Source organism: Streptomyces sp. H39-S7 (assembly GCF_027158205.1).
Lineage (GTDB): Bacteria > Actinomycetota > Actinomycetes > Streptomycetales > Streptomycetaceae > Actinacidiphila.
Map to the genome: position 1 here is coordinate 49,787 of NZ_JAPVLU010000031.1, position 22,261 is coordinate 72,047.

A 22,261-nucleotide genomic window follows, 5' to 3' on the forward strand; every position below is an offset into this window, starting at 1 on the left:
TGCTCCAAGTTCGGTCGATCCGGGAGTCGGCCTCCCGGTACCTTCGGCTCTGTTCTGTGGATCTACTCCTATGACCCCTGGCGCCGGAGGAATGTGACCGATGGACGAGAACGCTGTGCTGATCGCGCGTTTCGAGGAGGAGCGGACTCGTCTGCAAGCGGTGGCCTACCGGATGCTCGGCTCGGTGAGCGAGGCCGATGACGCCGTGCAGGAGACCTGGTTGCGCCTCGATCGCACCGACGTCGACGAGGTGCAGAACCTCGCCGCGTGGCTGACCACCGTCGTGTCCCGCATATGCCTGAACATGCTGCGCTCGCGCGACCACCGCCGTGAGGAACCCCTGGAGCTCCAGGAGCCCGACGGCCCGGCGCTCGGCCGCGCGGACGGCGCCGACCCCGAGCAGGAGGCGATGATGGCCGACTCCGTCGGCCTGGCCCTGCTGGTGGTGCTGGACACGCTCACGCCGCCCGAGCGGCTCGCGTTCGTCCTGCACGACATGTTCTCCGTGCCCTTCGACGAGATCGCCCCGATGATCGAACGCTCCCCCGCCGCGACGCGGCAGCTCGCCCGTCGGGCCCGCCGCCGGGTCAAGGGCGGCAGCCCGGTGCCCGACGCCGATCTGAGCCGCCAACGCCGGGTCGTCGAGGCCTTCCTGGCCGCCACCCGCGGCGGCGACTTCGACGCCCTGGTCGTCCTCCTCCACCCGGATGTCGTGCTGCGGGCCGACACGTCCGTCGTGCCCAGCCCGGAGCCCATCGTCATCAGCGGTCGGCGGACCGTGGCCACGGGTGCGATGGCCGCCATGGAACGTGCCCGGTCCACCGTGCCGGCACTCGTCAACGGAGCGGTGGGGCTCGCGATGGCCCCGCTCGGACGGCTGTTCCTGGTTCTCGGCTTCACCATCACCGACGGCCTGATCACCGAGATCGAAGTGATTGCGGATCAGGACGGCCTGCGCGAGGTCGAGTTCGCCGTCCTCGACGACTGACGCCCCGCGCGCCGTCCCGGAGCGGCCGGCCCCCCGAACGGCCGCACAAGATCACCGACCATGGAACCAAACGCGGCACCGGACGCTCTTCGACGGCGAGAAGGTGCGCGGCATCCACGGGAGGCGTTCCCGTGACTGCCATGATCACCGGATCAGCCGGTCACCCGGCACCCCCCTGCCCGGACCCCCGCCGGGCACGGGGTGCCGGGTGCGACGCTGCCCGGCGGTGGTCCGGCGCCGCGTGCGTCGTCGGCCGCGTCTTCGTCCTCGAGAACAAGGAGCGTCATGGTGCAAGGCAAGTTCGGCAAGCGCGCGGTGATGAGTGCTTCGGTGCTGGCTCTCGTCGTCGCTTCGGTCCCGGCCCTCGCGGCCCAGGCCCAGGCGACGGAGACCGTGGCGGGGAACGCCACCCGGCATACGCCCGGCGACGGGCTGCCGCAGCCGGATCTCGATGCCCTGCACCAGGTCTTCACGCAGGTGATGGCCGGCGGCGCGCCGGGCGTGATGACCCGGATCGACGGCGACAGCGGAGAGACCGTCCACCGGGAGACCGCCGGGGTGGCCGACCGCTCCGACGGGCAGGCGATGAACACCGATGCGCGTTTCCGTATCGGCAGCATCACCAAGTCGTTCTCGACGGTGGTGCTGCTGCAGCTCGTCCAGGAGGGCAAGGTCGCCCTGGACACGTCGGTCGACACGTACCTGCCCGGACTGCTGTCCGACAGGACGATCACGGTACGGCACCTGCTGACCCACCGCAGCGGCCTGTGGGACTACACGAACGACATGTTCGCCGACACCGTCCCCGGGTTCGAGGCGGTCCGGAACAAGGTCTTCACGTACCAGGAGCTGGTCAAGCTCTCGCTCGCCCACCCGGCGACGGCCGAGCCGGGCGCCGCCTACCAGTACTCGAACACCAACTTCGTGGTCGTCGGCGCCCTGATCGAGAAGATCACCGGTCAACCGGTGCGCACCGAGTACGAGCAGCGCATCATCGACCCGCTGAACCTGACCAGCACCGTCTACGTGCACCCGAGCGCCACGATCCCCGGCGGCCACATCAACGGCTACCTGACGCCCGACGAGGCGGGCGCCCCGCTGGTCGACTCCACCGAGCAGACGCTCTCGTGGGCCCAGTCCGCGGGCGCGATGGTCTCGAACCCCCGTGACCTGAACCGCTTCTTCTCCGCCCTGATGGGCGGGCGGCTGCTGAGCGCGGGCATGCTCACCGAGATGCTGACGATGACCCCGAGCGATGGCACCGGGACCCGCTTCTACGGGCTCGGCCTGCGCCAGCGGGTCCTGTCCTGCGGCATCTCGGTCTACGGGCACACCGGCACCGTGCAGGGGTACTACTCGTACGTCTTCACCACCCGCGACGGCCTCCGCAGCGTCACCTCGATGGCCAACACGTCCAACAACGGCAACGTGAACACCATCCTGGGCAACACCCTCGAAGCGGCCTTCTGCGGCAAGGCCCCCGCGCCGAAGACGCCGGCCGCCCAGGCCCCGTCCGCGCAGCGGTCCCCGACGGCCACGCCGTCGGCCCCGTTCTACGAGGACATCGCGCCGAACGTCGCCCGCCGCTAGTCCTTGCGTTCCGGCCCGGTGGCCGTGCGACCCCGGTGCGGGCGTGCGGCCACCGGACCGGCCGCCGATCCGCTCAGACGCAGGACGGACACAGACCGCGGTAGGTGACCTCGACCGCCGAGACCGCGAAGCCGAAGCGTTCCGGTACGGGAAGGGCGGCCAGCGGGTCCCCGGTCGGGTGAACATCGCGGATGGTGCCGCAGGCGGAGCACACCAGGTGCTGGTGCGGGTGGTGGGCGTTGGGGTCGTAGCGCTTGGCGCGGCCGTCGGTGGCCACCTCTATGACCTCACCGAGGGTCACCATCTCGCCGAGGGTGTTGTAGACGGTCGCGCGAGAGATCTCGGGCAGCCGCTGTGCCGCGCGGGCGTGCACCTCGTCGGCCGTGAGGTGCACGTGATCACCGTCGAGGACCTCCGCGACGACACGTCGCTGGGACGTCATCCGCCAGCCACGGCCACGCAGTCGTTCCAGCAGGTCACTCATACGGTTCACCTATTCAGGTTCGGTGGGGTACCCGAAGTTTACCGATGGATGCCCGGGCTCCGATTGGATATGCGTCTGGCGTGCTTCTTGACTTGGAATCTGTCCATCGTAGGATCGGTTCCGGCAATAGCCAAGGGACAGGAAGACTCCAGTACGGCAGGAGACAGAAACGTGACGGGACCACCGCCGTGGAACCGCGCGGTGCCCGGCCCGCGGGTGACGGCCCCCCGCGGCGCGCTCCTCAATGCTTCCGGGGCGGCGACGCCCGTGCCCGGCTTGTTCCACCGCCCACCGTTCCCGAGCCAGTTCCTGAGCCAGTTCCTGAGCCACGTGATCCGTCCGGTCCGGAAGGAATTCCATGTCTGAGAACCATGATGCAATCGTCGTAGACGCGAAGGCGGAGGGCGGCGCGGGTGGCTGCCCCGTCGCGCACGAGCGCGCCGCGCACCCGACGCAGGGCGGCGGCAACCGCCAGTGGTGGCCGGAACGGCTCAACCTGAAGATCCTCGCCAAGAACCCGGCCGTGGCCAACCCGCTGGGTGAGGACTTCGACTACGCCGCGGCGTTCCGGAGCGTCGACCTCGCCGCCGTCAAGCAGGACATCGCGCAGGTGCTCACCACCTCGCAGGACTGGTGGCCGGCCGACTACGGCAACTACGGGCCGTTCATGATCCGGATGGCCTGGCACAGCGCCGGCACCTACCGCATCAGCGACGGCCGCGGCGGCGCCGGGGCCGGGCAGCAGCGCTTCGCCCCCCTCAACAGCTGGCCGGACAACGCCAACCTCGACAAGGCCCGCCGCCTGCTGTGGCCGGTGAAGAAGAAGTACGGCCGCAACCTCTCGTGGGCCGACCTGATCGTCCTCACCGGCAACGTCGCCCTGGAGACGATGGGCTTCGAGACCTTCGGCTTCGGCGGCGGCCGTGCGGACGTCTGGGAGCCCGACGAGGACGTCTACTGGGGTCCCGAGACCACCTGGCTCGACGACGAGCGCTACACCGGCGACCGCGAGCTGGAGAGCCCCCTCGGCGCGGTCCAGATGGGCCTCATCTACGTCAACCCCGAGGGCCCCAACGGCAACCCGGACCCGCTCGCCGCGGCCCGCGACATCCGTGAGACGTTCCTGCGGATGGCGATGAACGACGAGGAGACCGTCGCCCTGATCGCGGGCGGCCACACCTTCGGCAAGACCCACGGCGCCGGCCCCGCGGACAACGTCGGCGACGACCCCGAGGCCGCCCCGCTCGAGCAGCAGGGCCTCGGCTGGAAGAGCTCGTTCGGCACCGGCAAGGGTGGCGACACGATCACCAGCGGCCTTGAGGGCGCCTGGACGGACACCCCGACGACCTGGAACAACAGCTTCTTCGAGATCCTGTTCGGCAACGAGTGGGAGCTGTCGAAGAGCCCCGCGGGCGCGCACCAGTGGAAGCCGAAGAACGGCGCCGGCGCGGGCACCGTCCCGGACGCGCACGACCCGGCGAAGAGCCACGCGCCGACGATGCTGACGACCGACCTCGCGCTCCGGATCGACCCGGCCTACGAGCCGATCTCGCGCCGCTTCCTGGAGAACCCGGCCGAGTTCGCGGACGCGTTCGCCCGCGCCTGGTTCAAGCTGACCCACCGCGACATGGGCCCCGTCGTGCGCTACCTCGGCCCGGAGGTCCCGACCGAGACGCTGCTGTGGCAGGACCCGCTCCCCGAGGCCGCGCACGAGCCCGTCGACGCCGCCGGCATCGCCGACCTCAAGGGCCGGATCCTCGCCTCGGGCCTGTCGGTGTCCCAGCTCGTCTCCGCCGCCTGGGCGTCGGCCGCTTCCTTCCGCGGCAGCGACAAGCGCGGCGGCGCCAACGGCGCCCGCGTCCGTCTGCAGCCGCAGAGCGGGTGGGAGGTCAACGAGCCCGACCAGCTCGCGCAGGTGCTGCGCACTCTGGAGGGCGTGCAGCAGGCCTTCAACGCCGACCGGACCGACGGCAGGGCGATCTCGCTCGCCGACCTGATCGTGCTCGCCGGCGGCGTGGCCGTCGAGAAGGCCGCCAAGGACGGCGGCTTCGACGTCGAGGTCCCCTTCACGCCGGGCCGCGTCGACGCGTCGCAGGAGCAGACCGACGTGGAGTCGTTCAGCGCGCTCGAGCCGGCCGCCGACGGGTTCCGCAACTACCTCGGGAAGGGCAACCGGCTGCCGGCCGAGTTCCTGCTGATCGACCGGGCGAACCTGCTGACCGTCAGCGCCCCCGAACTGACAGTCCTCGTCGGTGGTCTCCGCGTCCTGGGCGCGAACCACCAGCAGTCGTCGCTCGGCGTCCTCACCACCACCCCCGGGACGCTGACCAACGACTTCTTCGTCAACCTGCTCGACCTCGGCACGACGTGGCAGGCCATGTCCGAGGACGCGCACACGTTCGAGGGTCGCGACGCCTCCACGGGCGAGGTCAGGTGGACCGGCAGCCGGGCCGACCTCGTCTTCGGGTCCAACTCGGAGCTGCGGGCGCTCGCGGAGGTCTACGCGAGCGACGACGCGAAGGAGAAGTTCGTGAAGGACTTCGTCGCAGCGTGGGTCAAGGTCATGAACCTCGACCGGTTCGACCTCGTCTGATCCGATCGCCCGACGTCCGGGCCGGCCCACCGCGGGCCGGCCCGGACGTCTTGCGTTGCGCGTCCGCGGACTAGCCCAGGATTCCGGCGCTGCGGGCCGCCTTCAGCCAGGACGGGAACTCCTGCAGGAGACGGTCGTACAGCTCCTCGTCCGAGACCTTGTCGATGTCGTCCACGGCGAAGAAACCGACGTTGTCGACCCTCCGCCCCGGCATGGTGTCGAACTTCTCCAGCACCCCGAAGTTGGCCCGGCCCAGCCCGACGAACTGCCAGAACACCGGCTCCTCGACGGCCGCGCGCAACTCCGTCTCGATCTCGGCGTTGCGGTAGACACCGCCGTCGGAGAAGAACAGCACCAGGGTCGGCGCCTGCGCCGGGTTGGCGCGCACGAAGTCGCGGACTTCGGCGATGACCTTCTGTTCCTCGTTCTGGATGCCGACCACGCGCATGTCGACCTGTCCGGGCCGCTGTCCCTTCGGCGGCTTCTTCCGGCCGAAGAGACTGATCTGGCCCACCCGCACATGCAGTTCGAGCCAGCCGGGCAGGCCGCCGACGGTCAGATCGGGCAGCCGGGCCGGGTGCGAGGCGAACGTCCAGGCCTGCATCTCCCCGTCGTCGTCGACCTGAGCGGCGACCGCCGCCATCCGCTCCACGACGCTGTGGACGGTGCCGCGCGAGTAGAGCCCGGCCATCGATCCCGAGGCGTCGAGGACCAGGACGACCCGCGCGACCACGCCCTCCGCACCGTGCTTGCGCAGGCTGACGGCGACCTGCTGCTTGCGCAGCGAGAGCCGCTTGCGCATGTCGACGGGGAGGTTCTCCTCGCCCTTGGTGAGCCGGGCGGGCCGGGACGGGGCGACCGGTCCCGCCGGCGGGGGCTGTACCGGCATGGGCGGGGGCACGGGCATGGGCGCCGGTGTCGCGGCCGGCGGCTCCTCGTCCACGCTGATCCCGAAGTCCTGCGCCAGGCCCGCGAGGCCCGACGCGTACCCCTGCCCCACCGCGCGGAACTTCCAGCCGTCCCCGCGCCGGTACAGCTCGCCGCCCAGGAAGGCGGTCTCGGTGGTGGCCGTCATGTCGAACCGCGCCAGCTCGGCGTCGGTCGACCGGTCGAGGAGCCGCAGTCGCAGCCCGGGGACCTGGCCGAAGGTGCCGCCGTCGGCGGACGCGCCCAGCAGGACGCGCTCGACGCCGGGCCCGATCCGGCCCAGGTCCACCTCGATCACGTCCTCGCCGGACGCCGCCGAGCCCACGTGGCGCACCGCGCCCGTGGGGTGTTCCGGCTGGTTGTAGAAGACGAAGTCGGCGTCGGAACGCACCCGCCCCGCCTCCGTGAGCAGCAGCGCGGAGGCGTCGACGTCCGGCACGCCGGGGCCCGCGTCCCAGGTCAGTACCGCGCGGACGGCGCCGGCGGCGACGGGGACGTTGGCGCCCTTACCGAGCGAAGGTGTCGAGGTCACGACGGCCAGTCTGCCGCACTGGCGGAAAAGCACCACCGGTGCCGGCCGGCTCCGAGGGGGCGCCGCCCGGGGCGCCCCCTCGGCCGACGGTCCTACGGCCGCATCTCGTACGCGCCGGACAGCGCCTCCACCTGGGACCAGACGCGGGCCGCGCGCCCGGCGTCCGCGACGGGGCGGCGCACGTGGGCGAGTGCCCAGGCGGCCTGCTCGTCGGTGGTCGAGCTCTTGCCGTGCAGCTCGGTGGCGTGCGCGGAGAAGTCGCGGACCAGGACGTCGAAGATCTCGTCCAGTACGTCGGCGTCGAGGCCGGTCAGCTCGGCCTGCTCCAGCACGAGCTGGCCGTAGACCACCAGGGCGAAGAGCTGGCCGATCTCCAGCAGGAAGTCCAGGTCCTGCTGCTGGGCCTCGCTGGGCGCGTGGGTGCTGAGCAGCGCGCACAGGCCGTCCGCCTGCTCGCGGAACCGGGCCACGTTCGGCAGGTGGGCGTGCGCGTCGTACGCGGTGCGCCAGTCGTGGAAGCGGATCGCGCCCAGGCCCCGGGCCGGCCCCTGCTGGAACAGGAACGTGTCGTCGGCCGGGTCGAGGCGGGTGGGCACGGCGGGGTACTCGGCGGGGGCGAAGAGGTAGTTCGCCATGAACTTGAGGATCAGGGCGAGATTGACGTGCACCGTGCCCTCCAGCTTCGGCAGGCCGCGGATGTCGCGCGCGGCCTTGTCGAAGTAGGTGTCCGTCTCGAAGCCCTTGGCCGCGATGACGTCCCACATCAGGTCGATGACCTTCTCGCCCTCGGTGGTGACCTTCATCTTCGTCATCGGGTTGAAGAGCAGGTAGCGGCGGTCCTCGGGCGAGGCGGAGCGGAAGTAGTCGACGGCGCGGTCGCTGAAGAGCTTCATCGCGACGAGGCGGGTGTAGGCGTCGGTCAGCTCGCGCCGCACGTGCGGGAACTCGGTGACCTTCCGCCCGTACAGCACCCGGTGGTCCGCGTGCGTGATGGCCTCGTACATCGCGTGCTCGCAGATGCCGATGGACGCGGTGCACAGGTTGAACTTGCCGACGTTGACGGTGTTCAGCGCGGCGTCGAAGGCGGCCTTGCCGGTGTGCAGCACGTCCTGCGCGCGCACCGGGTAGTCGTCGAGGCGGAACTCGCTGACGTACATCTGCGCGTTCACCACGTTCTTCACCAGGTGGTACGCGTCGTGGCGGCTGTCGGCGGCGAAGAAGACGTAGCCCTCGGGGCCCTCGACGTCCGAACGGCGGCCGAAGACCGAGACCAGGCCGGCGACGTTGCCGTTGCCGATGTAGTACTTGGAGCCGCTCGCGGTGAAGCCGCCCTCACCGTCCGGGGTGAGGATCATGTCGGTCGAGTAGATGTCAGCGCCGTGCGTCCGCTCGGAGAGGCCGAAGGCCATGACGTGGCCCTCGTCCAGGAGCTTGGCGGCGTGCGCCCGCGCGGCCTCGTTCCCGCTCTGCCAGACCGGTCCCAGACCCAGGATGGTGACCTGCCAGGTGTACCAGTAGCCCAGGCCGTAGAAGCCGAGGATCTCGTTCAGTTCGGCGATCCGTGCGGTGTCCCAGCGCTTCGAGCCGTCCGCGGAGGACGGGGTGAGGAACTCCGCGAAGAGCCCCTCCTTCGCCGCGAACTCCAGGAAGTCGCCGTACCAGGCGCGGTCGACGTAGGTGTCGATGAGGGCCTTCTTGCCGCGCGACTCGAACCAGTCGACGGTGGCGCGGAGCAGCTGTCGGGTGCGCTCGTCGAACTGCACGGGGTCGTAGGTACGCGGGTTGAAGAGCATGTCGACTCCAGGGGAACGAGGGTTAGTTGGCGATGCGGTGGAGCGTGGCGAGCACGTCGTCGAGCCAGGCGAGGGTCATCCGCTCGTACTCGATTCCGCCGCGCAGCACCACGTGCTGCAGCTCCTGCTGAGGGGAGGACGCCGCGGGGTCGCGGTCCGGGAAATCGCGCCGCTCGCCGGTGAGGTAGCGGGCCAGCAGTGCGGCATGGCTCTCGCGGTGCCGCTCGACCTCGGAGATCAGCGATTTCAGCGCGGCCGGCTCGTCGAAGGCGGCGGCGCGGATCTTGACGGCGAGCTCGTGCCGTACGGTCTCCGGTTCCACGGGCTCGCGCAGCCAGCCGGCCAGGGCCGCCCGGCCCGGCGCCGCCGCGGAGTACACCTTCTTGTCCGGCCGGCTGTCCTGGGCGACCTCTTCGACGGCGATCCAGCCGTCCGTCTCCATCCGCCGCAGCACCCGGTAGATCTGCTGGTGGGTGGCGGTCCAGAAGCGGCCGATGGAGCGGTCGAAACGGCGCGCCAGCTCGTACCCGGAGCCGGGCTGCTCCAGCAGGGAGACGAGGATCGCGTGCTCTAGGGCCATGCCCGCATCCTGCTATGCAACGAGTTGCATAGGCAATGCCGCCCCGCCCGGTTGAGACAGGAATCACGTCCCGAGCAGACCACCGGCGGTCGACGTCGGTCCGCAGCAGTCGACGGCGGTCGACGGCCATCAGAATCGCGCGAGAACGCACACCCGCGAGGGGTCGGCAAGAGGTCGAGATCCAGCCAATCCAACAAACGATCTTGAATGGTGCTCCTGGTATATCCACCATGAACGTGTCGACCTGTTGCGGGGCAGCGTGGGCCCACGACCTGGACGCCGAACCCGCGGCTGACGGGCAATGCACGACGGAGGCTCAGTTGCACGGCTACTTCACTACGCAGCGGCATGAGCATCTACGAGAAGAAGTCCGGATCTTCGCCGAGACGCATGTACGACCTCGAATACCGCAGATGGAGTCCTCCAGGGCAGTACAGCACGGCCTGTCCCGGCTCATCGCCGCGCAGGGGTGGATCGGCGTCACCATCCCCGCCCAGTACGGCGGGATGGGCCTGGGGCACCTCGCGAAGACCGTCATCATCGAGGAGCTGTCGCGCGTCAGCGGCGCGATGGGGGCCATGGTGCAGGCCTCCCAGCTCGGCGTCGCGAAGATCGTGCACTTCGGCGGCGAGGAGCAGAAGAAGCGCTGGCTGCCCGCCATCGCCGCTGGTGAGTGCCTGCCGACCATCGCGGTGACCGAGCCCGGCTCCGGCGGCCACGTCCTGGGGATGACGGCCGGCGCGGTGCGCGACGGGGACTCCTACGTCCTCAACGGCCGCAAGGTCTTCGTCGGCAACAGCCACGTCGGCGACCTGCACGGCGTCGTCGCCCGCACCGGAGCCGGCTCGGGCGGCCTGTCGGCCTTCCTGGTGGAGGCCGACAGGCCCGGCGTCTCGCTGGGTCTGCACCAGGCCGCGATGGGCCTGCACGGCTTCAGCTTCGGCGAGCTGACGTTCGACAACTGCCGTGTACCGGCGGAGAACATGCTCGGCTCCGAGGGTGACGGACTGGCCGTGGCGTACTCCTCCAGCGTCCTGTATGGACGGCCGAACCTGACCGCCGTCTCGCTCGGAATCCACCGCGCGTTGGTGGAGGAGACCGCCGAGTTCTGCGCCGAGCGACATCGTTACGGCAAGCCCCTGCATGAAGTCGGTCCCGTCAAGCTCAAATTGGGCCAGATGCAGTCGCGGTTGATGACGGCCCGGTTGGCCGCTTACCACGCGGCGTATCTGCTCGATCTCGGACTGCCCTGCGACGCGGAGCTGATGAACGCCAAACTGATCAACGTCGAGTACGCGTTGGACTCGGCGCGCAACGCGATGGAACTGCACGCCGCCAGCGGGCTGTTCACCGACCGGCCGGTGGAACGGTACATCCGCGACGCACACCACATCTTCGCTCCGGCCGGCACCTCCGACGTCCAACTGCTGCGGCTCGGCGAGGTGGCGCTGGGGCTGGGCAAGGGCCAGTGGTCGCAGCGGTTCGCGGACGTGGTGCGGTCCCCCGAGGCCTACGAGGACCCGTTGCTCGACGCCGAACCGGTGGCGTCGGTCGCAACGGCTCACCTGGTGGGCGGCTGACTACGCGAGTCCCGCCTCGCGCTGCTTGAGCAGTTCCACGGCCTCGGCCGCCATGGCTTTGATCGTCTCCAGGCCGCTCTGGCCCCACGGCCGGGGCTCGATGTCGACGACACAGATCGTGCCGAGCGTGGTGCCGGTGTGGTCGATGAGCGGGGCACCGAGGTAAGTGCGGATTCCCAGCTCGTCCACCACCCGGTTCCCCGCGAACCGCGGGTAGTCGCAGACGTCTTCGAGCACCAGTGACTTGCGCCGGTTGACGACGTGCGGGCAGAAGCCCTGATCGTACGTCATCTCCCGGCCCGGCTCCGCGGCCGCCTCCGAGGCGGGGGCGGTCTGCGGCCCGGAGGGGGTGTGCAGCCCGGCGAAGTACTGCCGGCCGTCCACGAAGAGGTTGACCATGGCGTACGAGGCGCCGGTGGTCGCCGCGAGGCGGGCGGCGAACTCGTCGAGCTGCGCGTCGGGGCGGTCGGTCAGGCCCATCGCGCGCAGCCGCTCGTCGCGCTGCGCCGCTTCGGTGTCCTCGGGGATCAGCAGGTGCCGCTCTGCGGGGTCGTAGCTCATGACGGCCTTTCCCTGGTCTGGCATGTCTAGTGGACGGGCTGGTGTCGGGATGACGCGGTGCTCAGCAGGTGGCTGATGAGGTCGATGAGCACCCCGGTCGAGGAGCGGCTCTCGCGGGCGTCGCACATGACCACCGGCACGTGCGGGCTCAGATCGAGCGCGGCCCGCACCTCGTCGGGTTCATAGGTGTAGGCACTGGCGAATTCGTTGACGGCGACGAGGAAGCGGATGCCGCGCCGTTCGAAGAAGTCCACGGCCGCGAAACAGTCCGCGAGCCGGCGGGTGTCCGCCAGGACGACGGCGCCGAGCGCGCCGTCGGACAGCTCGTCCCACATGAACCAGAAGCGGTCCTGTCCCGGGGTTCCGAACAGGTACAGGATGTGCGCCGCGTCCAGGGTGATGCGGCCGAAGTCCATGGCGACGGTGGTGGTCGTCTTGTTCTCCACGCCGGCGAGGCTGTCGGTGGCGACGCTGGCCGAGGTCAGGATCTCCTCGGTGCTGAGCGGTTCGATCTCGCTGACCGCGCCCACGAACGTGGTCTTGCCGACGCCGAAGCCGCCCGCGACCAGGATCTTCAACGCGGTGGGAAACAGGTCACTGCTGTCGTCGGCGTAGGCCATCGAGCACTTCCTCCAGAACGGCTCGGTCGGTCAGGTCGGCGGGCGGGAGCGGAGGTCGCGAGGTGAGGGCTCCCCAGTCGATGAGGTCGGACAGCACGATCTTGGTGATGGCGACGGGCAGCCGCAGCTGCGCCCCCACCTCCGCGACCGTGACCGGCCTCCGGCTCATGTCCAGCGCCCGGGCGTGATCGTGTTCCAGGTGCGCCGACGGGACGCTCCCGGTGGCACGCACCATGGACAGCATGTCCAGCGCCGTGGTCGGGCGGGTGCGGCCGTTGCTCACGGTGTACGGACGGACTAAGCGACCGGCATCGTCGTCGATCAGGGGCTCGTCCTGCTCCTCCGCCGCCGTCACCGTACAACGTCACCCGTCAGGGCGGTCGCGGCGCGGGCGGGGGTCTCGAGATTCGGCCGGACCTGTTGGATCAGGCGGTTCATCTCGTAGCCGAGGACGCCGGGGTCGGCGTCCCGCCCGGCCATGACCGCCAGCGCGCTGCCGGATCCGGCGGCGGACACGAACAGCAGCGCGTCCTCCAGTTCGGCCACCACCTGGCGTACGTGCGGTCCGCCGCCGAGGCGCACACCCGCGCTTCCCGCCAGGGACCGCAACCCGGAGGCGACCGCCGCCAGATGGTCCGCGCTGTCGCCGTCAAGGCCGTGGACGGCCTTCTTGAGCCCGTCGGAGGAGAGCAGCACAGCGCTGCGGGTATGGGGGACGCGGCTGACCAGGTCGGCCAGCAGCCATGCGAGATCGCGGCCGGGGGGGACGTCGCTCACCATGGTGGAAGGACTCCTTGCGAGGAAGGTGACGCGGGATCAGGGGTTCAGGTCGGGTCGGCGCGGCGGACCGTCGGTCTGCTCGGCGCCGGCCTCGGACTCACGTACCCCGATGCGGAAGGCGGCCATCAGGTTCGGGTTGGGCTCGCCGCCCCGGTCGTCGCTGCGGGGCGAGGGGTCGCTCCGCAGCTGGGGGACGAGGTGGGACTGGCCGCGACGCTGCGGCAAGGAGGGGCGCCCTTCCCCGGCCGCGAGGCGGCCGGTGGGGGCGGGGCCGGCCGGGGCCGGCTGCTGGGGGTGCACCGGCCTGCGGCTCTCCACCGAAGGGGCGGGCGTGGCCGGGCGGCTGTGCGCGGGCGTGGCCGGGTGGCCTTGCGCGGGCGCGGCCGGGGGGCTTTGCGCGGGCGTCGCCGCGGCCGCGTACTGGACTGGCGTGTGCTGGACTGGCGTGTGCGGAACTGCCGCCTGCGGGACTGCCGTCTGCGGGCCGGCTGCGGCGCTGATGCCCGCGCGTGCCGGGGAGGCGGGCTGGCGGTACGGGAGCGCGGGCGGCGCCGCCGATGCCGTCTGCACCGGCTGCGGCCTGGCGGCCTGCCGCGGCTGGGCCTGCGGCGGCGCCTGCTGGGTGGACTCCGTTCCCACCAGGGCGTGCGGCAGGATGACGAACGCCTGGATGCCGCCGAAGACGTTGCTGCGCAGTTGGACCGTGACGCCGTGGCGGCGGGCGAGGACCGCGACCACGTACAGCCCGATCCGCCCGTCCTTCAGCAGCGTGTCGAGGTCGATGCGCTCCGGGTCGGCGAGGAGCGCGTTGTTGCGCTCCTGAGCGCTGAGTTCCAGCCCAAGACCGCGGTCCTCGACCTCGATGACCAGACCGGCCGTGACCTTCTGCGCCCGCAGCAGCACCTGCGTCTCCGGCGGGGAGAACGTGGTGGCGTTCTCGATGAGCTCCGCGATCAGGTGCACCACGTCGGCCACGGCCCGGCCGTCGAGGTCGCCCTCGATCGGGGGGACCAGCTTGACCCGGGCGTAGTGCTCCACCTCGGCGACAGCCGATCTCAGGACCTGCGTCAACGGCACCGGCTTGCTCCACTGGCGGCGCGAGACCGCGCCGCCGAGCACGGCGACGTTCTCCGCGTGCCGGCGGATGCGCGTCGCGAGGTGATCGACCTGGAACAGTCCGCGCAGCAGATCGGGATCCTCGACCTGGTGCTCCAGCTCGTCCAGCAGCTGGATGCCCCGGTGGACCAGCGACTGCAGCCGCCGGGCGAGGTTGACGAACACCACCACCTGCTGGTCCGCGGCGCTGGTCGGGGCGACCGGCAGGGCCGCCGCCTGGACCACCGCGACGCACGCGGCGTACTGGGCCTGGCGCAGCTCGTCCGTCAGGGCCGCGAAGCGGTCCCGGTCCGGTGTGTTCGCGGGCGCCGGCCCGTGGAACGCGGGCGACTCGCCCCGCCGCACCTGCGCGACGACGTTCTGCAGCTCCTCCCAGCCCCGCGAGTTGACCGCGCGGACCTCCTGCACCCGCCGGTCCACCGCGCGGTCGGCGGAGAGCGCGCCCGCCGCTCCCACCGCGAGGATCACAGCGGCGACGACGACGGCCCCGGCGAGTACCGCCGCGGCCAGGGATCTCGACGGTTCCGCGATCAGCACCCAGATTGCGACACCCCCGCCGAGCAGGGCCATGAACACGGCGGGGAGCACGACCATCCACCGCAGCCCGGGAATCACGCGCTCGGGGGAACGGCGGTTGCGGGTCTGGGATCTGCCGTGGCGTCCACTGTCCCGATGATCGGACCGCACGCTGGATGAAGGGTGTTCAGACATCAACGTCCTCAGCACAGGGAGGTGCCCGGTTGGCAACAACCATCACAGTAGTAACAAATCGCCACATAAATGAAGGAAGTCAGTACTTCAGGCCCACAAGATCGTTTATCTCGCGGGCCCGACCCTCCCACGCACGCGGAGGCTTCAACAGCCTTTCACAGAGCGCGTGTTGGGCGCCAACCGGGACGACCGGGGTCGACAACGTGTTCTTCGACCGCACGACGGTCGGAAAGACGGGGTGGTGCGCGCCCCCGGGACGGACACCCGGTCCGGCCGCGCCGCGCGGGTCCGACGACGTGCCGGGCCGCCACGCCCCGCAGGCCGTCGGGAGTTAATTCCAGGGCTACAACAAACCTTGTCGCCCCTGACGTGGCCTGGTTACTGTCTGCCCATGAGATCGATTCGGCACCTTGAAGAGCGGGCGCGACGCGCTGCCTGCCTCGGTGCGCCGCGATGTAGCCGCCGCTGTCGGCTCATTTCCTGCTGAATCGGCTCCATCGGCCCGATAGACCGCGTTTCCGGCACGTGTGCCGGCCTGCCCTGGTCTGCCGTCAGCAGGCCCGGCCGTCGCTCCCGGCCGGCTCCGGGACGCACCCGGACTCTGAGCTCTTTCACCCCGCCGGCTCGGACGCAGCGCCGCGTTCACGTCCTCTTCATCATGTCGCCGCCCGGCCCCCGCACGGACGCGGGCCGGCGGGTCATGACCACCCAGTCCTCAACGTGCTGCGACGCCCTCTGAGCGCGCCGCCGCGCGGTTCTCCTCTGTGGCCGACCATAAGGATTCCCACGTGCGCACCAGAAGCCACCCTTCGGACCTCGCCCCCCGCCTCGACCGGCGGCTCTTCCTGCAAGCCCTGCTCGGCACGGGCGCCGCTCTCGGGCTCAGCGCCTGCACCACCGCCGCGGCCAAGGGGCCCACCCTCGCGACCACCGCGCCGCTGCCGACCGCGGTGCCGGCCGGTACCTCGCTGAGCATCGCCTCGTACACCGGACAGCAGGAGCTGCAACTCAAGCTCGCCGGGCTGCTGGACAAGCTGCCCTTCAAGGTCTCCTCGTGGCCCAGCATCGGGGCCGGGCCGGATGTGATCAACGCGTTCCGCGCCCATTCGCTGGAGGTGGGCAACAACGCGGGCATCCCCCCGATCCAGGCCCACTTCCAGGGCTTCGACGCCCGGATCGTCGCCGTGGACCTGACGCGCAAGCCCAACTACGTGTTCGCCACCAAGCCGCACAGCGACATCCGGTCCGTCGCGGACTTCCGCGGCAAGAAGCTGGCGTTCTCCCAGGGGCAGGCGCAAGGGGTCGTGCTGCTGCGCGCCCTCAAGAAGGCGGGCCTCAAGTCCTCCGACGTCACCCTGGTCCCCCTGACCAGCAACCAGTTCCTCACCGCCCTGCAGGCCGGCCAGGTCGACATCGCCCCGCTCGGGATCTCCCAGGTGCCCGCCTACCTGACCCGGTACGAATCGGACGGCGCGCACACCGTCACCACCGACGTCGTGGACCTGCTCAACATCCTGTGGGCGCCCGCGGCGGTCCTCGCCGACGCCGAGAAGGCGGCCGCCATCGCCGCCTACGTCCCGCTGTGGGCCAAGGGCCTGGTCTGGGTGTACGAGAACCCGGACGCCTGGGACGAGGAGTACTACGTCAAGACCCAGCACATCACGCTGGCGCAGGCGAAGGGGATCACCGCCCTGAGCAACAAGCCGCTGCTCCCCCCGACCTGGGACGAGGCCATCGCCTGGGAACAGGAGACGATCGACCTGCTCGCGGAGGGCGGCTTCGTCAAGTCCTTCAAGGCCGATGTGCTCTTCGACCGCCGCTTCGAACCCATCGCGTCGAACGCCGTCGCCGCGCAGTACCGGAGTTGATACCCGTGACGGAAACCGTCTCAGAGCAGCAAGCCCGGACCGGCACCGCGGACGCGGTCGCCGATCCGCCGGCCGACACGGCTCCCACGCCGACGGCCAGGACGTCGACCGCGGCGACCGCCGGCACCACCAAGCCGTCCACCTCCAAGCCATCCACCTCCAAGCAGGCCACCGCCAACCGCCGCCGCGTGCGCCGGCTGGCACCGGGCAAACGTCTGCCCTACTCCCGCCTGGTGGGACCGGCTCTGCTGCTGGTGATCTGGTCCCTCGGCAACCTGACCGGCACGCTCGACCCGCGCACCCTGCCGGCTCCCTGGACGGTCGTGCGCACCGGCGCCCACCTGTGGTCGGCCGGCACCCTCAGCACCGATGTCACCGAGTCACTGTGGCGCGCCGCCCAGGGCTTCGCCATCGGGCTGACCGTGGGCGTCGTCCTGGCCCTGGTCGCCGGGCTGTCCCGGATCGGCGAGGCCGTCATCGACGGCACGGTCCAGGTCAACCGGTCCGTCCCGACGCTCGGGCTGATCCCGCTGTTCATCCTGTGGCTCGGCATCGGGGAGACCTTCAAGGTCGCGATCATCGCGATCGTGGTCTACATCCCGATCTACCTCAACCTGTACTCGGCGCTGTCGGGCATCGACCACCGCTTCGTCGAACTCGGCGAAGTGCTCCGCCTGAGCCGGTGGCAGTTCATCCGGCAGATCGTCGTCCCCGGCGCCCTGCCCGGCTTCTTCGTCGGGCTCCGGCTGGGCGTCACCGGCTCCTGGCTCTCGCTCGTCGTACTGGAACAGATCAACGCCACCAACGGCCTGGGCTACATGATGTTCCAGGCGCAGAACTACGGCCAGACCGACGTGATCGTCCTCGGTCTGCTCATCTACGGGGTCTTCGGCTTCGCCTCCGACTCTGTCGTCCGCATCCTGGAACGGAGGGTGCTGTCATGGCGGCGCTCGTTGAACACCTGACCCGACCCGCCGTCCACATCAGTGGACTGACCCGGGGCTTCGGCGAACGCGTGGTCCTGGACGACATCGACCTGGACATCCCGCCGGGCCAGTTCGTCGCCCTGCTCGGACACAGCGGCTCGGGCAAGAGCACCCTGCTGCGCGCCATCGCCGACCTCGACCACGACGTCACCGGCACCGGCGAGCTCCAGGCACCCGAGCGGCTCTCGGTCGTCTTCCAGGACTCCCGGCTGCTGCCCTGGCGCCGGGTCCTGGACAACGTCCTCCTCGGGGCGCGCGGCAAGGACTCGCAGGGCAAGGACCCCGCCGAACGCGGTCGCGACGCGCTCGCCGAGGTCGGCCTGGCCGGACGCGAACGGGCCTGGCCCAGTCAGCTCTCGGGCGGGGAACAGCAGCGCGCCGCACTCGCCCGCTCGCTGGTCTGGGAGCCCGAACTGCTGCTCGCCGACGAGCCGTTCGGCGCCCTCGACGCACTCACCCGGCTCAAGATGCACACCCTGCTGCGCGAGCTGTGGGAACGTCACCGGCCGTCCGTGCTCCTGGTCACCCATGACGTGGACGAGGCGATCGTGCTCGCCGACCGGGTCCTGGTGCTCGACCGGGGACGCTTCGGCCTGGACCTGACCATCGACCTGCCGCACCCGCGCACGTACCGCGACCCGCACCTGGGCGAGTACCGCGAACAACTCCTGGCCGCGCTGGGAGTCGAGGAAGACGGTCACTGACCACTCCCCCGCCCCGCCACTTGGACCCTCTTCCTGGAGCCGAACCATCATGAGCACCACCGAGCGCAGCCTGCACTTCAACCTGTTCATCCACGACACCGGCCACCACGAGGCGTCCTGGCGACTGCCCGAGTCCGAGCCGCTGGCCCACATCGACGTCGCCTACCACCAGCGGCTCGCCCGGATCGCGGAGGACGCCAAGTTCGACTCGCTCTTCCTGGCGGACAGCCCCGCACTGTGGGGCGACCCGGGCCGGCGGCCCAGCGGGCGGCTGGAGCCCACCGTCCTGCTCACCGCGCTGGCCGCCGTGACCAGCCGGATCGGGCTGATCGCCACCGCGTCGACCAGCTACAACGATCCCTACAACCTGGCGCGGCGCTTCTCCTCGCTCGACCACATCTCGGGCGGCCGGGCGGGCTGGAACATCGTCACCACGGCGGGCGACGCCGCGGCGCGCAACTTCGGCCTCGAAGCCCAGCCCGCGCACGCCGACCGCTACGAGCGGGCGGCGGAGTTCATCGAGGTGTCCACCAAGCTCTGGGACAGCTGGGAGGACGACGCGGTCGTCGCCGACAAGGACCGCGGAGTGCACGCCGAGTCGGACCGGGTGCACCCGATCGCCCACGTCGGCAAGTACTTCCAGGTGGACGGCGCCCTGAACGTGCCGCGCTCGCCGCAGGCCCACCCGCTGCTGGTGCAGGCCGGATCCAGCGAGGACGGCAAGGACTTCGCGGCGCGCTACGCCGAGGCGGTCTTCACCGCGCAGCCGACGCTGGAGGAGGGCCAGGCCTTCTACGCCGACGTCAAGCGGCGTGCCGCGGCGGTCGGGCGGGACCCGGACGGGGTGAAGATCCTGCCGGGCATCGTGCCGGTCATCGGTGACACCGAGGCGGAGGCGCTGGAGATCGAAGCGGAGCTGGACCGGCTGATCCAGCCGGAGTACGCCAAACTCCAGCTCGCCACCCTGATCGGTCTCGACCCGGCCCTGCTCGTCCTCGACCGGGAACTCCCGGCGGACCTGCCCGACGAGGACGAGATCGAGGGCGCCAAGAGCCGCTACACACTGGTCGTTGAGCTCGCCCGCCGGGAGCGGCTGACGGTGCGGCAGCTGATCGGCCGGCTCGGGGGCGGCCGCGGCCACCGCACCTTCGCGGGGACGCCGGTGCAGGTGGCGGACACCATCGAGCACTGGTTCAGGAACGGAGCGGCGGACGGCTTCAACATCATGCCCGCCGTTCTGCCCTCCGGCCTGGAGGTGTTCGTGGAGCGGGTGCTGCCGATCCTCCGGGAGCGCGGCCTGTTCCGCACCGAGTACACCGGCGGCACCCTGCGCGAGCACTACGGCCTGCCGCGTCCCGCCAACCAGTTCACCCCGGCCCTGGTGAACGCCTGACGGCCGCGTCCGCCGGGACGGTCAGCGGTAGTACGGTGCGACGACCTCCCGCACCTCGTCGAGCAGCGCCGGGCCGTCCTGCGGGACGGGCGGCCGGCCGCTGCCCGGCCGGATGTCCAGCAACTGCTCGTTGGACAGGGCGAACACCACCCGCTCCAGCCCCGCCTGCTGGATGGCCGCCTCGCACATCCCGCACGGCTGGCAGCTGGTGTACATCGTGGTCCTCGCCGCCGAGGCCGCGTCCAGTTCCCGCGCCGCCCACCGCGCGAGCTTCAGCTCCGGGTGGGCGGTGATGTCCCGGTCGGTGAGCGTCGTGTTGTGCTCCTCCGCCAGAACCGATCCGTCCGGCCCCGCCAGCAGCGATCCGAAGGGCGGGTTGCCACGCGCGCGTGCCGTGGCCGCCAGCGCGATGGCACGGCGGAGGAGGGTGTGGTGGTCAGGTGTGGTCATGGCTGTTCCGTTCTGCTGCGGGGCGGATAGAAGTGCGCGGCCACCGTGGCGAGTGCGTGAAGGGCGGTCTGCGGGTGGCTGGTCTCGCGGGGGTCGCCGTCGTAGGTGTCGAGGACGACGGTGTCGGCGCCCAGCAGCCGGAGTTGGTCGAGGTCGTCCATGATCTGGTCGATCGTGCCCTCGCCGGCGAGCCGTTGCGGTCCGTCGACCCGTTCCGCGGTGACCTTGAGAGCGATGCGGGGGGCGAAGGCCGGCACGGGGAGCTGTTGCTCGGCGGCGGACGCCCGCAGCCGGTCGGCGGCTTCGCGCAGCCACGGCATGGTGCAGCGCAGCGGGTGCCACGCGTCGCCGAGCCGGACGGCCCGGCGCAGCCCGGCGTCGCTGTTGCCGCCGACCCACAGCGGGATCTTCCGCTTCCCATAGGAATCGGTGTCGGCCCAGGCCGCCCGTATGTCCCGCAGGTGGTCGTCGGTGAGCCGGCCCCGCTGTTCGAACGGGACCCCGAGAGCGGCGAACTCCTGCCGCGCCCAGCCCACCCCCACACCGAGGACCAGCCGGCCGTCACTCAGCTCGTTCAGGTTCGCCGCCATCCGGGCGGTGAGCAGCGGATGCCGGTACGGAACGATGAGGACGGTCGTTCCGAGGCGGATCCGGGTGGTGAGTCCGGCAAGCCAGGACAGGGTGGTGAAGGGCTCGTAGAAGGGTGCCGGGTAGCGCACGGCCACGTCGGGCGTGATCGCCACGTGGTCCGAGAGCATCAGCAGGTCGAAGCCCAGGCCCTCCACGGACTGGGCCCAGCTCCGCAGGACCCCCGGGTCGGTGCCGGGGCCGAAATTGAGGATGTTGACGCCGATCTTCACAGAGATCAGGCTAACGACCGCACCCGGGTCGGCAGAAGGGATTCCTGCCTGTTCAGCGCCGGTTCGCCCGTGGATTCGCCGGTAGTCTCGGCGGATGACCGAGAGTCTTGACGAGACGGACTGGGCGATCCTGCACGAGGTCCAGCGGGACGGCCGGATCGCCTTCACGGAGCTGGCGCGGCGGGTGAACCTGAGCGCGTCGGCGACCACGGAACGGGTGCGGCGGCTGGAGGCGGCCGAGGTGATCACCGGGTACCGGGCGGAGGTCGGCCTGGAACGGACCGGGTACGCGGTGCTGGCCGTGGTCCGGCTGAAGTACCCGGGGAACCGCCACGAGCCGCTGCGCCGGCTGCTCGAAGAGCGCCCGGAGATCCTGGAGTGCCTGCGCACCACCGGGGACGACTGCTACGTCCTGAAGGTGGCGACCACCTCGGTGTCCGCCCTGGAGGAGATCGTCGACACCCTGGCCCAGTTCGGCAGCACGACCACCAACCTCGTCCTCAGCCAAACCCTCCCCTTCCGCGGCCCGCGAGCACCTCGAACGTCACAGGGGGCATAGCCGATGTCCGATGCCAAGACCGAACTCGACGAGCTGATGCGTACGTTCCTCACCGCGTTCACCAACACCGCCGGCCGCCGGCCGGACGTCGACGCCGTCCGCGAGGTGTTCATCCCCCAGGGAATGATCATCAAGAACCTCGGCGCCACACCGGTGATCTACGACCTCGACGCCTTCATCGAGCCCCGGGAGCGGATCCTCACCGACGGGACGCTGACGGAGTTCTCCGAATGGGAAGTCGCCGAACGCACCGAAATCTTCGGCTCGATCGCCCACCGGTTCAGTGACTACCGCAAGTCAGGTTTCCTCAACGGTGCATGGTTCGAGACCACCGGCCACAAGACGACGCAGTTCGTCCGCACGCCGGACGGCTGGAGGATGAGCTCGATGGCCTGGGACGACGAGTAGCCACGCGGTGCCGCCGGAAAACCGCTACTGCTGCTGGGCGCGGTTGGTTACGATCACGGCAAGCGGGGTCGTAGCACAGAGGTAGTGCGCCTACACAGCATGGAGGAGGACGTCGGTTCGAATCCGGCCGCCCCGCCCCTCGTCGCGGGGGGGGCGGGCGGGTGGGGGCGGGCCGGCC

At 70.6% G+C, this 22,261-nt stretch carries 21 protein-coding genes and 1 tRNA gene; 11 read left to right on the forward strand and 11 right to left on the reverse strand.

The features are described 5' to 3' along the window. The first annotated feature begins 100 nt into the window (after positions 1 to 100). Both O3X23_RS27285 and O3X23_RS27290 read left to right on the forward strand, forming a co-directional pair. Positions 101 to 988, forward strand: a complete 888-nt coding sequence (locus O3X23_RS27285) for a sigma-70 family RNA polymerase sigma factor (RefSeq protein ID WP_269274221.1) — start codon at positions 101 to 103, stop codon at positions 986 to 988. A 285-nt stretch (positions 989 to 1,273) separates the two neighbouring features. Then, the gene (locus O3X23_RS27290; RefSeq protein WP_269274222.1) at positions 1,274 to 2,578 is read left to right on the forward strand and encodes a serine hydrolase domain-containing protein; all 1,305 of its coding nucleotides are present in this window, start codon (positions 1,274 to 1,276) and stop codon (positions 2,576 to 2,578) included. A 73-nt stretch (positions 2,579 to 2,651) separates the two neighbouring features. Here O3X23_RS27290 and O3X23_RS27295 read toward each other — a convergent pair whose 3' ends face one another. Then, complete coding sequence (locus O3X23_RS27295) at positions 2,652 to 3,062, reverse strand: Fur family transcriptional regulator (protein ID WP_269274223.1); 411 nt, start codon at positions 3,060 to 3,062, stop codon at positions 2,652 to 2,654. A gap of 358 nt (positions 3,063 to 3,420) precedes the next feature. Here O3X23_RS27295 and katG point away from each other — a divergent pair, with 358 nt between their 5' ends. Beyond that, positions 3,421 to 5,655: a catalase/peroxidase HPI gene (gene katG, locus O3X23_RS27300; protein ID WP_269274224.1), complete on the forward strand. Its 2,235-nt coding sequence runs from the start codon at positions 3,421 to 3,423 to the stop codon at positions 5,653 to 5,655. 70 nt (positions 5,656 to 5,725) lie between these two features. On the opposite strand, the gene O3X23_RS27305 is transcribed toward katG, so the two are convergent. The 3 genes from O3X23_RS27305 to O3X23_RS27315 form a co-directional block, all read right to left on the reverse strand. Then, the gene (locus tag O3X23_RS27305; RefSeq protein WP_269274225.1) at positions 5,726 to 7,114 is read right to left on the reverse strand and encodes a VWA domain-containing protein; all 1,389 of its coding nucleotides are present in this window, start codon (positions 7,112 to 7,114) and stop codon (positions 5,726 to 5,728) included. Between the two features lie 92 nt (positions 7,115 to 7,206). After that, a complete protein-coding gene (locus O3X23_RS27310) occupies positions 7,207 to 8,907 on the reverse strand; it encodes an acyl-CoA dehydrogenase (protein WP_269274226.1) in 1,701 nt (566 codons plus the stop codon). Between the two features lie 22 nt (positions 8,908 to 8,929). Then, positions 8,930 to 9,487: a PadR family transcriptional regulator gene (locus O3X23_RS27315; RefSeq protein ID WP_269274227.1), complete on the reverse strand. Its 558-nt coding sequence runs from the start codon at positions 9,485 to 9,487 to the stop codon at positions 8,930 to 8,932. A 320-nt stretch (positions 9,488 to 9,807) separates the two neighbouring features. On the opposite strand from O3X23_RS27315, the gene O3X23_RS27320 reads away from it, so the two are divergent. After that, the gene (locus tag O3X23_RS27320; protein ID WP_269274271.1) at positions 9,808 to 11,067 is read left to right on the forward strand and encodes an acyl-CoA dehydrogenase family protein; all 1,260 of its coding nucleotides are present in this window, start codon (positions 9,808 to 9,810) and stop codon (positions 11,065 to 11,067) included. Here the strand turns inward: O3X23_RS27320 and O3X23_RS27325 are convergent, their stop codons facing one another. From O3X23_RS27325 to O3X23_RS27345, 5 genes are read right to left on the reverse strand one after another with little or no spacing between them, the layout of a single operon-like run. Next, a complete protein-coding gene (locus O3X23_RS27325) occupies positions 11,068 to 11,628 on the reverse strand; it encodes a GAF domain-containing protein (protein WP_269274228.1) in 561 nt (186 codons plus the stop codon). Positions 11,629 to 11,654: 26 nt separating this feature from the next. Continuing rightward, on the reverse strand, positions 11,655 to 12,248 hold the full coding sequence (locus O3X23_RS27330) for a GTP-binding protein (protein WP_269274229.1): 594 nt from the start codon (positions 12,246 to 12,248) through the stop codon (positions 11,655 to 11,657). Further along, a complete protein-coding gene (locus O3X23_RS27335; protein ID WP_269274230.1) occupies positions 12,223 to 12,603 on the reverse strand; it encodes a DUF742 domain-containing protein in 381 nt (126 codons plus the stop codon). Before O3X23_RS27335 ends, O3X23_RS27330 begins: the two co-directional genes overlap by 26 nt. Beyond that, on the reverse strand, positions 12,600 to 13,028 hold the full coding sequence (locus O3X23_RS27340; RefSeq protein ID WP_269274231.1) for a roadblock/LC7 domain-containing protein: 429 nt from the start codon (positions 13,026 to 13,028) through the stop codon (positions 12,600 to 12,602). The genes O3X23_RS27335 and O3X23_RS27340 overlap by 4 nt, the downstream gene beginning before the upstream one ends. A gap of 36 nt (positions 13,029 to 13,064) precedes the next feature. Beyond that, positions 13,065 to 14,738: an ATP-binding protein gene (locus tag O3X23_RS27345; protein ID WP_269274232.1), complete on the reverse strand. Its 1,674-nt coding sequence runs from the start codon at positions 14,736 to 14,738 to the stop codon at positions 13,065 to 13,067. A 905-nt stretch (positions 14,739 to 15,643) separates the two neighbouring features. Here O3X23_RS27345 and O3X23_RS27350 point away from each other — a divergent pair. Genes O3X23_RS27350 through O3X23_RS27365 form a run of 4 tightly spaced genes read left to right on the forward strand, consistent with a single transcriptional unit; the run spans position 15,644 to position 19,806 of the window. Beyond that, positions 15,644 to 16,723 carry an ABC transporter substrate-binding protein gene (locus O3X23_RS27350; protein WP_269274233.1) on the forward strand — a complete coding sequence of 360 codons (1,080 nt, stop codon included), beginning with the start codon at positions 15,644 to 15,646 and terminating at the stop codon, positions 16,721 to 16,723. A 5-nt stretch (positions 16,724 to 16,728) separates the two neighbouring features. Further along, positions 16,729 to 17,688 carry an ABC transporter permease gene (locus O3X23_RS27355; protein WP_269274234.1) on the forward strand — a complete coding sequence of 320 codons (960 nt, stop codon included), beginning with the start codon at positions 16,729 to 16,731 and terminating at the stop codon, positions 17,686 to 17,688. Continuing rightward, positions 17,664 to 18,413: an ABC transporter ATP-binding protein gene (locus O3X23_RS27360; RefSeq protein WP_269274235.1), complete on the forward strand. Its 750-nt coding sequence runs from the start codon at positions 17,664 to 17,666 to the stop codon at positions 18,411 to 18,413. Before O3X23_RS27355 ends, O3X23_RS27360 begins: the two co-directional genes overlap by 25 nt. Before the next feature lie 49 nt (positions 18,414 to 18,462). After that, the gene (locus O3X23_RS27365) at positions 18,463 to 19,806 is read left to right on the forward strand and encodes an LLM class flavin-dependent oxidoreductase (RefSeq protein WP_269274236.1); all 1,344 of its coding nucleotides are present in this window, start codon (positions 18,463 to 18,465) and stop codon (positions 19,804 to 19,806) included. A 21-nt stretch (positions 19,807 to 19,827) separates the two neighbouring features. Here the strand turns inward: O3X23_RS27365 and O3X23_RS27370 are convergent, their stop codons facing one another. Both O3X23_RS27370 and O3X23_RS27375 read right to left on the reverse strand, forming a co-directional pair. Then, complete coding sequence (locus O3X23_RS27370) at positions 19,828 to 20,256, reverse strand: nucleoside deaminase (RefSeq protein WP_269274237.1); 429 nt, start codon at positions 20,254 to 20,256, stop codon at positions 19,828 to 19,830. Continuing rightward, complete coding sequence (locus tag O3X23_RS27375) at positions 20,253 to 21,116, reverse strand: LLM class flavin-dependent oxidoreductase (RefSeq protein ID WP_269274238.1); 864 nt, start codon at positions 21,114 to 21,116, stop codon at positions 20,253 to 20,255. Before O3X23_RS27375 ends, O3X23_RS27370 begins: the two co-directional genes overlap by 4 nt. 94 nt (positions 21,117 to 21,210) lie before the next feature. On the opposite strand from O3X23_RS27375, the gene O3X23_RS27380 reads away from it, so the two are divergent. From O3X23_RS27380 to O3X23_RS27390, 3 genes are all read left to right on the forward strand, one after another. Beyond that, positions 21,211 to 21,675 (forward strand): Lrp/AsnC family transcriptional regulator, encoded by a 465-nt coding sequence (locus O3X23_RS27380; protein WP_269274239.1) that lies wholly within the window; start codon positions 21,211 to 21,213, stop codon positions 21,673 to 21,675. Positions 21,676 to 21,678: 3 nt separating this feature from the next. Then, positions 21,679 to 22,083 carry a nuclear transport factor 2 family protein gene (locus O3X23_RS27385; RefSeq protein WP_269274240.1) on the forward strand — a complete coding sequence of 135 codons (405 nt, stop codon included), beginning with the start codon at positions 21,679 to 21,681 and terminating at the stop codon, positions 22,081 to 22,083. Positions 22,084 to 22,145: 62 nt separating this feature from the next. Beyond that, positions 22,146 to 22,220: transfer RNA gene (locus tag O3X23_RS27390), tRNA-Ala, on the forward strand. The last annotated feature ends 41 nt before the right edge of the window (positions 22,221 to 22,261 follow it).

What these genes read in the sequence shown, in the direction of transcription:
- O3X23_RS27360 (WP_269274235.1), top strand. Translation starts at nt 17,664, where the DNA reads ATGGCGGCGCTCGTTGAACACCTGACCCGACCCGCCGTCCACATCAGT.
- O3X23_RS27285 (WP_269274221.1), top strand. Translation starts at nt 101, where the DNA reads ATGGACGAGAACGCTGTGCTGATCGCGCGTTTCGAGGAGGAGCGGACT.
- O3X23_RS27325 (WP_269274228.1), bottom strand. Translation starts at nt 11,628, where the DNA reads ATGAGCTACGACCCCGCAGAGCGGCACCTGCTGATCCCCGAGGACACC.
- O3X23_RS27380 (WP_269274239.1), top strand. Translation starts at nt 21,211, where the DNA reads ATGACCGAGAGTCTTGACGAGACGGACTGGGCGATCCTGCACGAGGTC.
- O3X23_RS27345 (WP_269274232.1), bottom strand. Translation starts at nt 14,738, where the DNA reads ATGGTCGTGCTCCCCGCCGTGTTCATGGCCCTGCTCGGCGGGGGTGTC.
- O3X23_RS27330 (WP_269274229.1), bottom strand. Translation starts at nt 12,248, where the DNA reads ATGGCCTACGCCGACGACAGCAGTGACCTGTTTCCCACCGCGTTGAAG.
- O3X23_RS27365 (WP_269274236.1), top strand. Translation starts at nt 18,463, where the DNA reads ATGAGCACCACCGAGCGCAGCCTGCACTTCAACCTGTTCATCCACGAC.
- katG (WP_269274224.1), top strand. Translation starts at nt 3,421, where the DNA reads ATGTCTGAGAACCATGATGCAATCGTCGTAGACGCGAAGGCGGAGGGC.
- O3X23_RS27340 (WP_269274231.1), bottom strand. Translation starts at nt 13,028, where the DNA reads ATGGTGAGCGACGTCCCCCCCGGCCGCGATCTCGCATGGCTGCTGGCC.
- O3X23_RS27385 (WP_269274240.1), top strand. Translation starts at nt 21,679, where the DNA reads ATGTCCGATGCCAAGACCGAACTCGACGAGCTGATGCGTACGTTCCTC.
- O3X23_RS27295 (WP_269274223.1), bottom strand. Translation starts at nt 3,062, where the DNA reads ATGAGTGACCTGCTGGAACGACTGCGTGGCCGTGGCTGGCGGATGACG.
- O3X23_RS27290 (WP_269274222.1), top strand. Translation starts at nt 1,274, where the DNA reads ATGGTGCAAGGCAAGTTCGGCAAGCGCGCGGTGATGAGTGCTTCGGTG.
- O3X23_RS27370 (WP_269274237.1), bottom strand. Translation starts at nt 20,256, where the DNA reads ATGACCACACCTGACCACCACACCCTCCTCCGCCGTGCCATCGCGCTG.
- O3X23_RS27310 (WP_269274226.1), bottom strand. Translation starts at nt 8,907, where the DNA reads ATGCTCTTCAACCCGCGTACCTACGACCCCGTGCAGTTCGACGAGCGC.
- O3X23_RS27315 (WP_269274227.1), bottom strand. Translation starts at nt 9,487, where the DNA reads ATGGCCCTAGAGCACGCGATCCTCGTCTCCCTGCTGGAGCAGCCCGGC.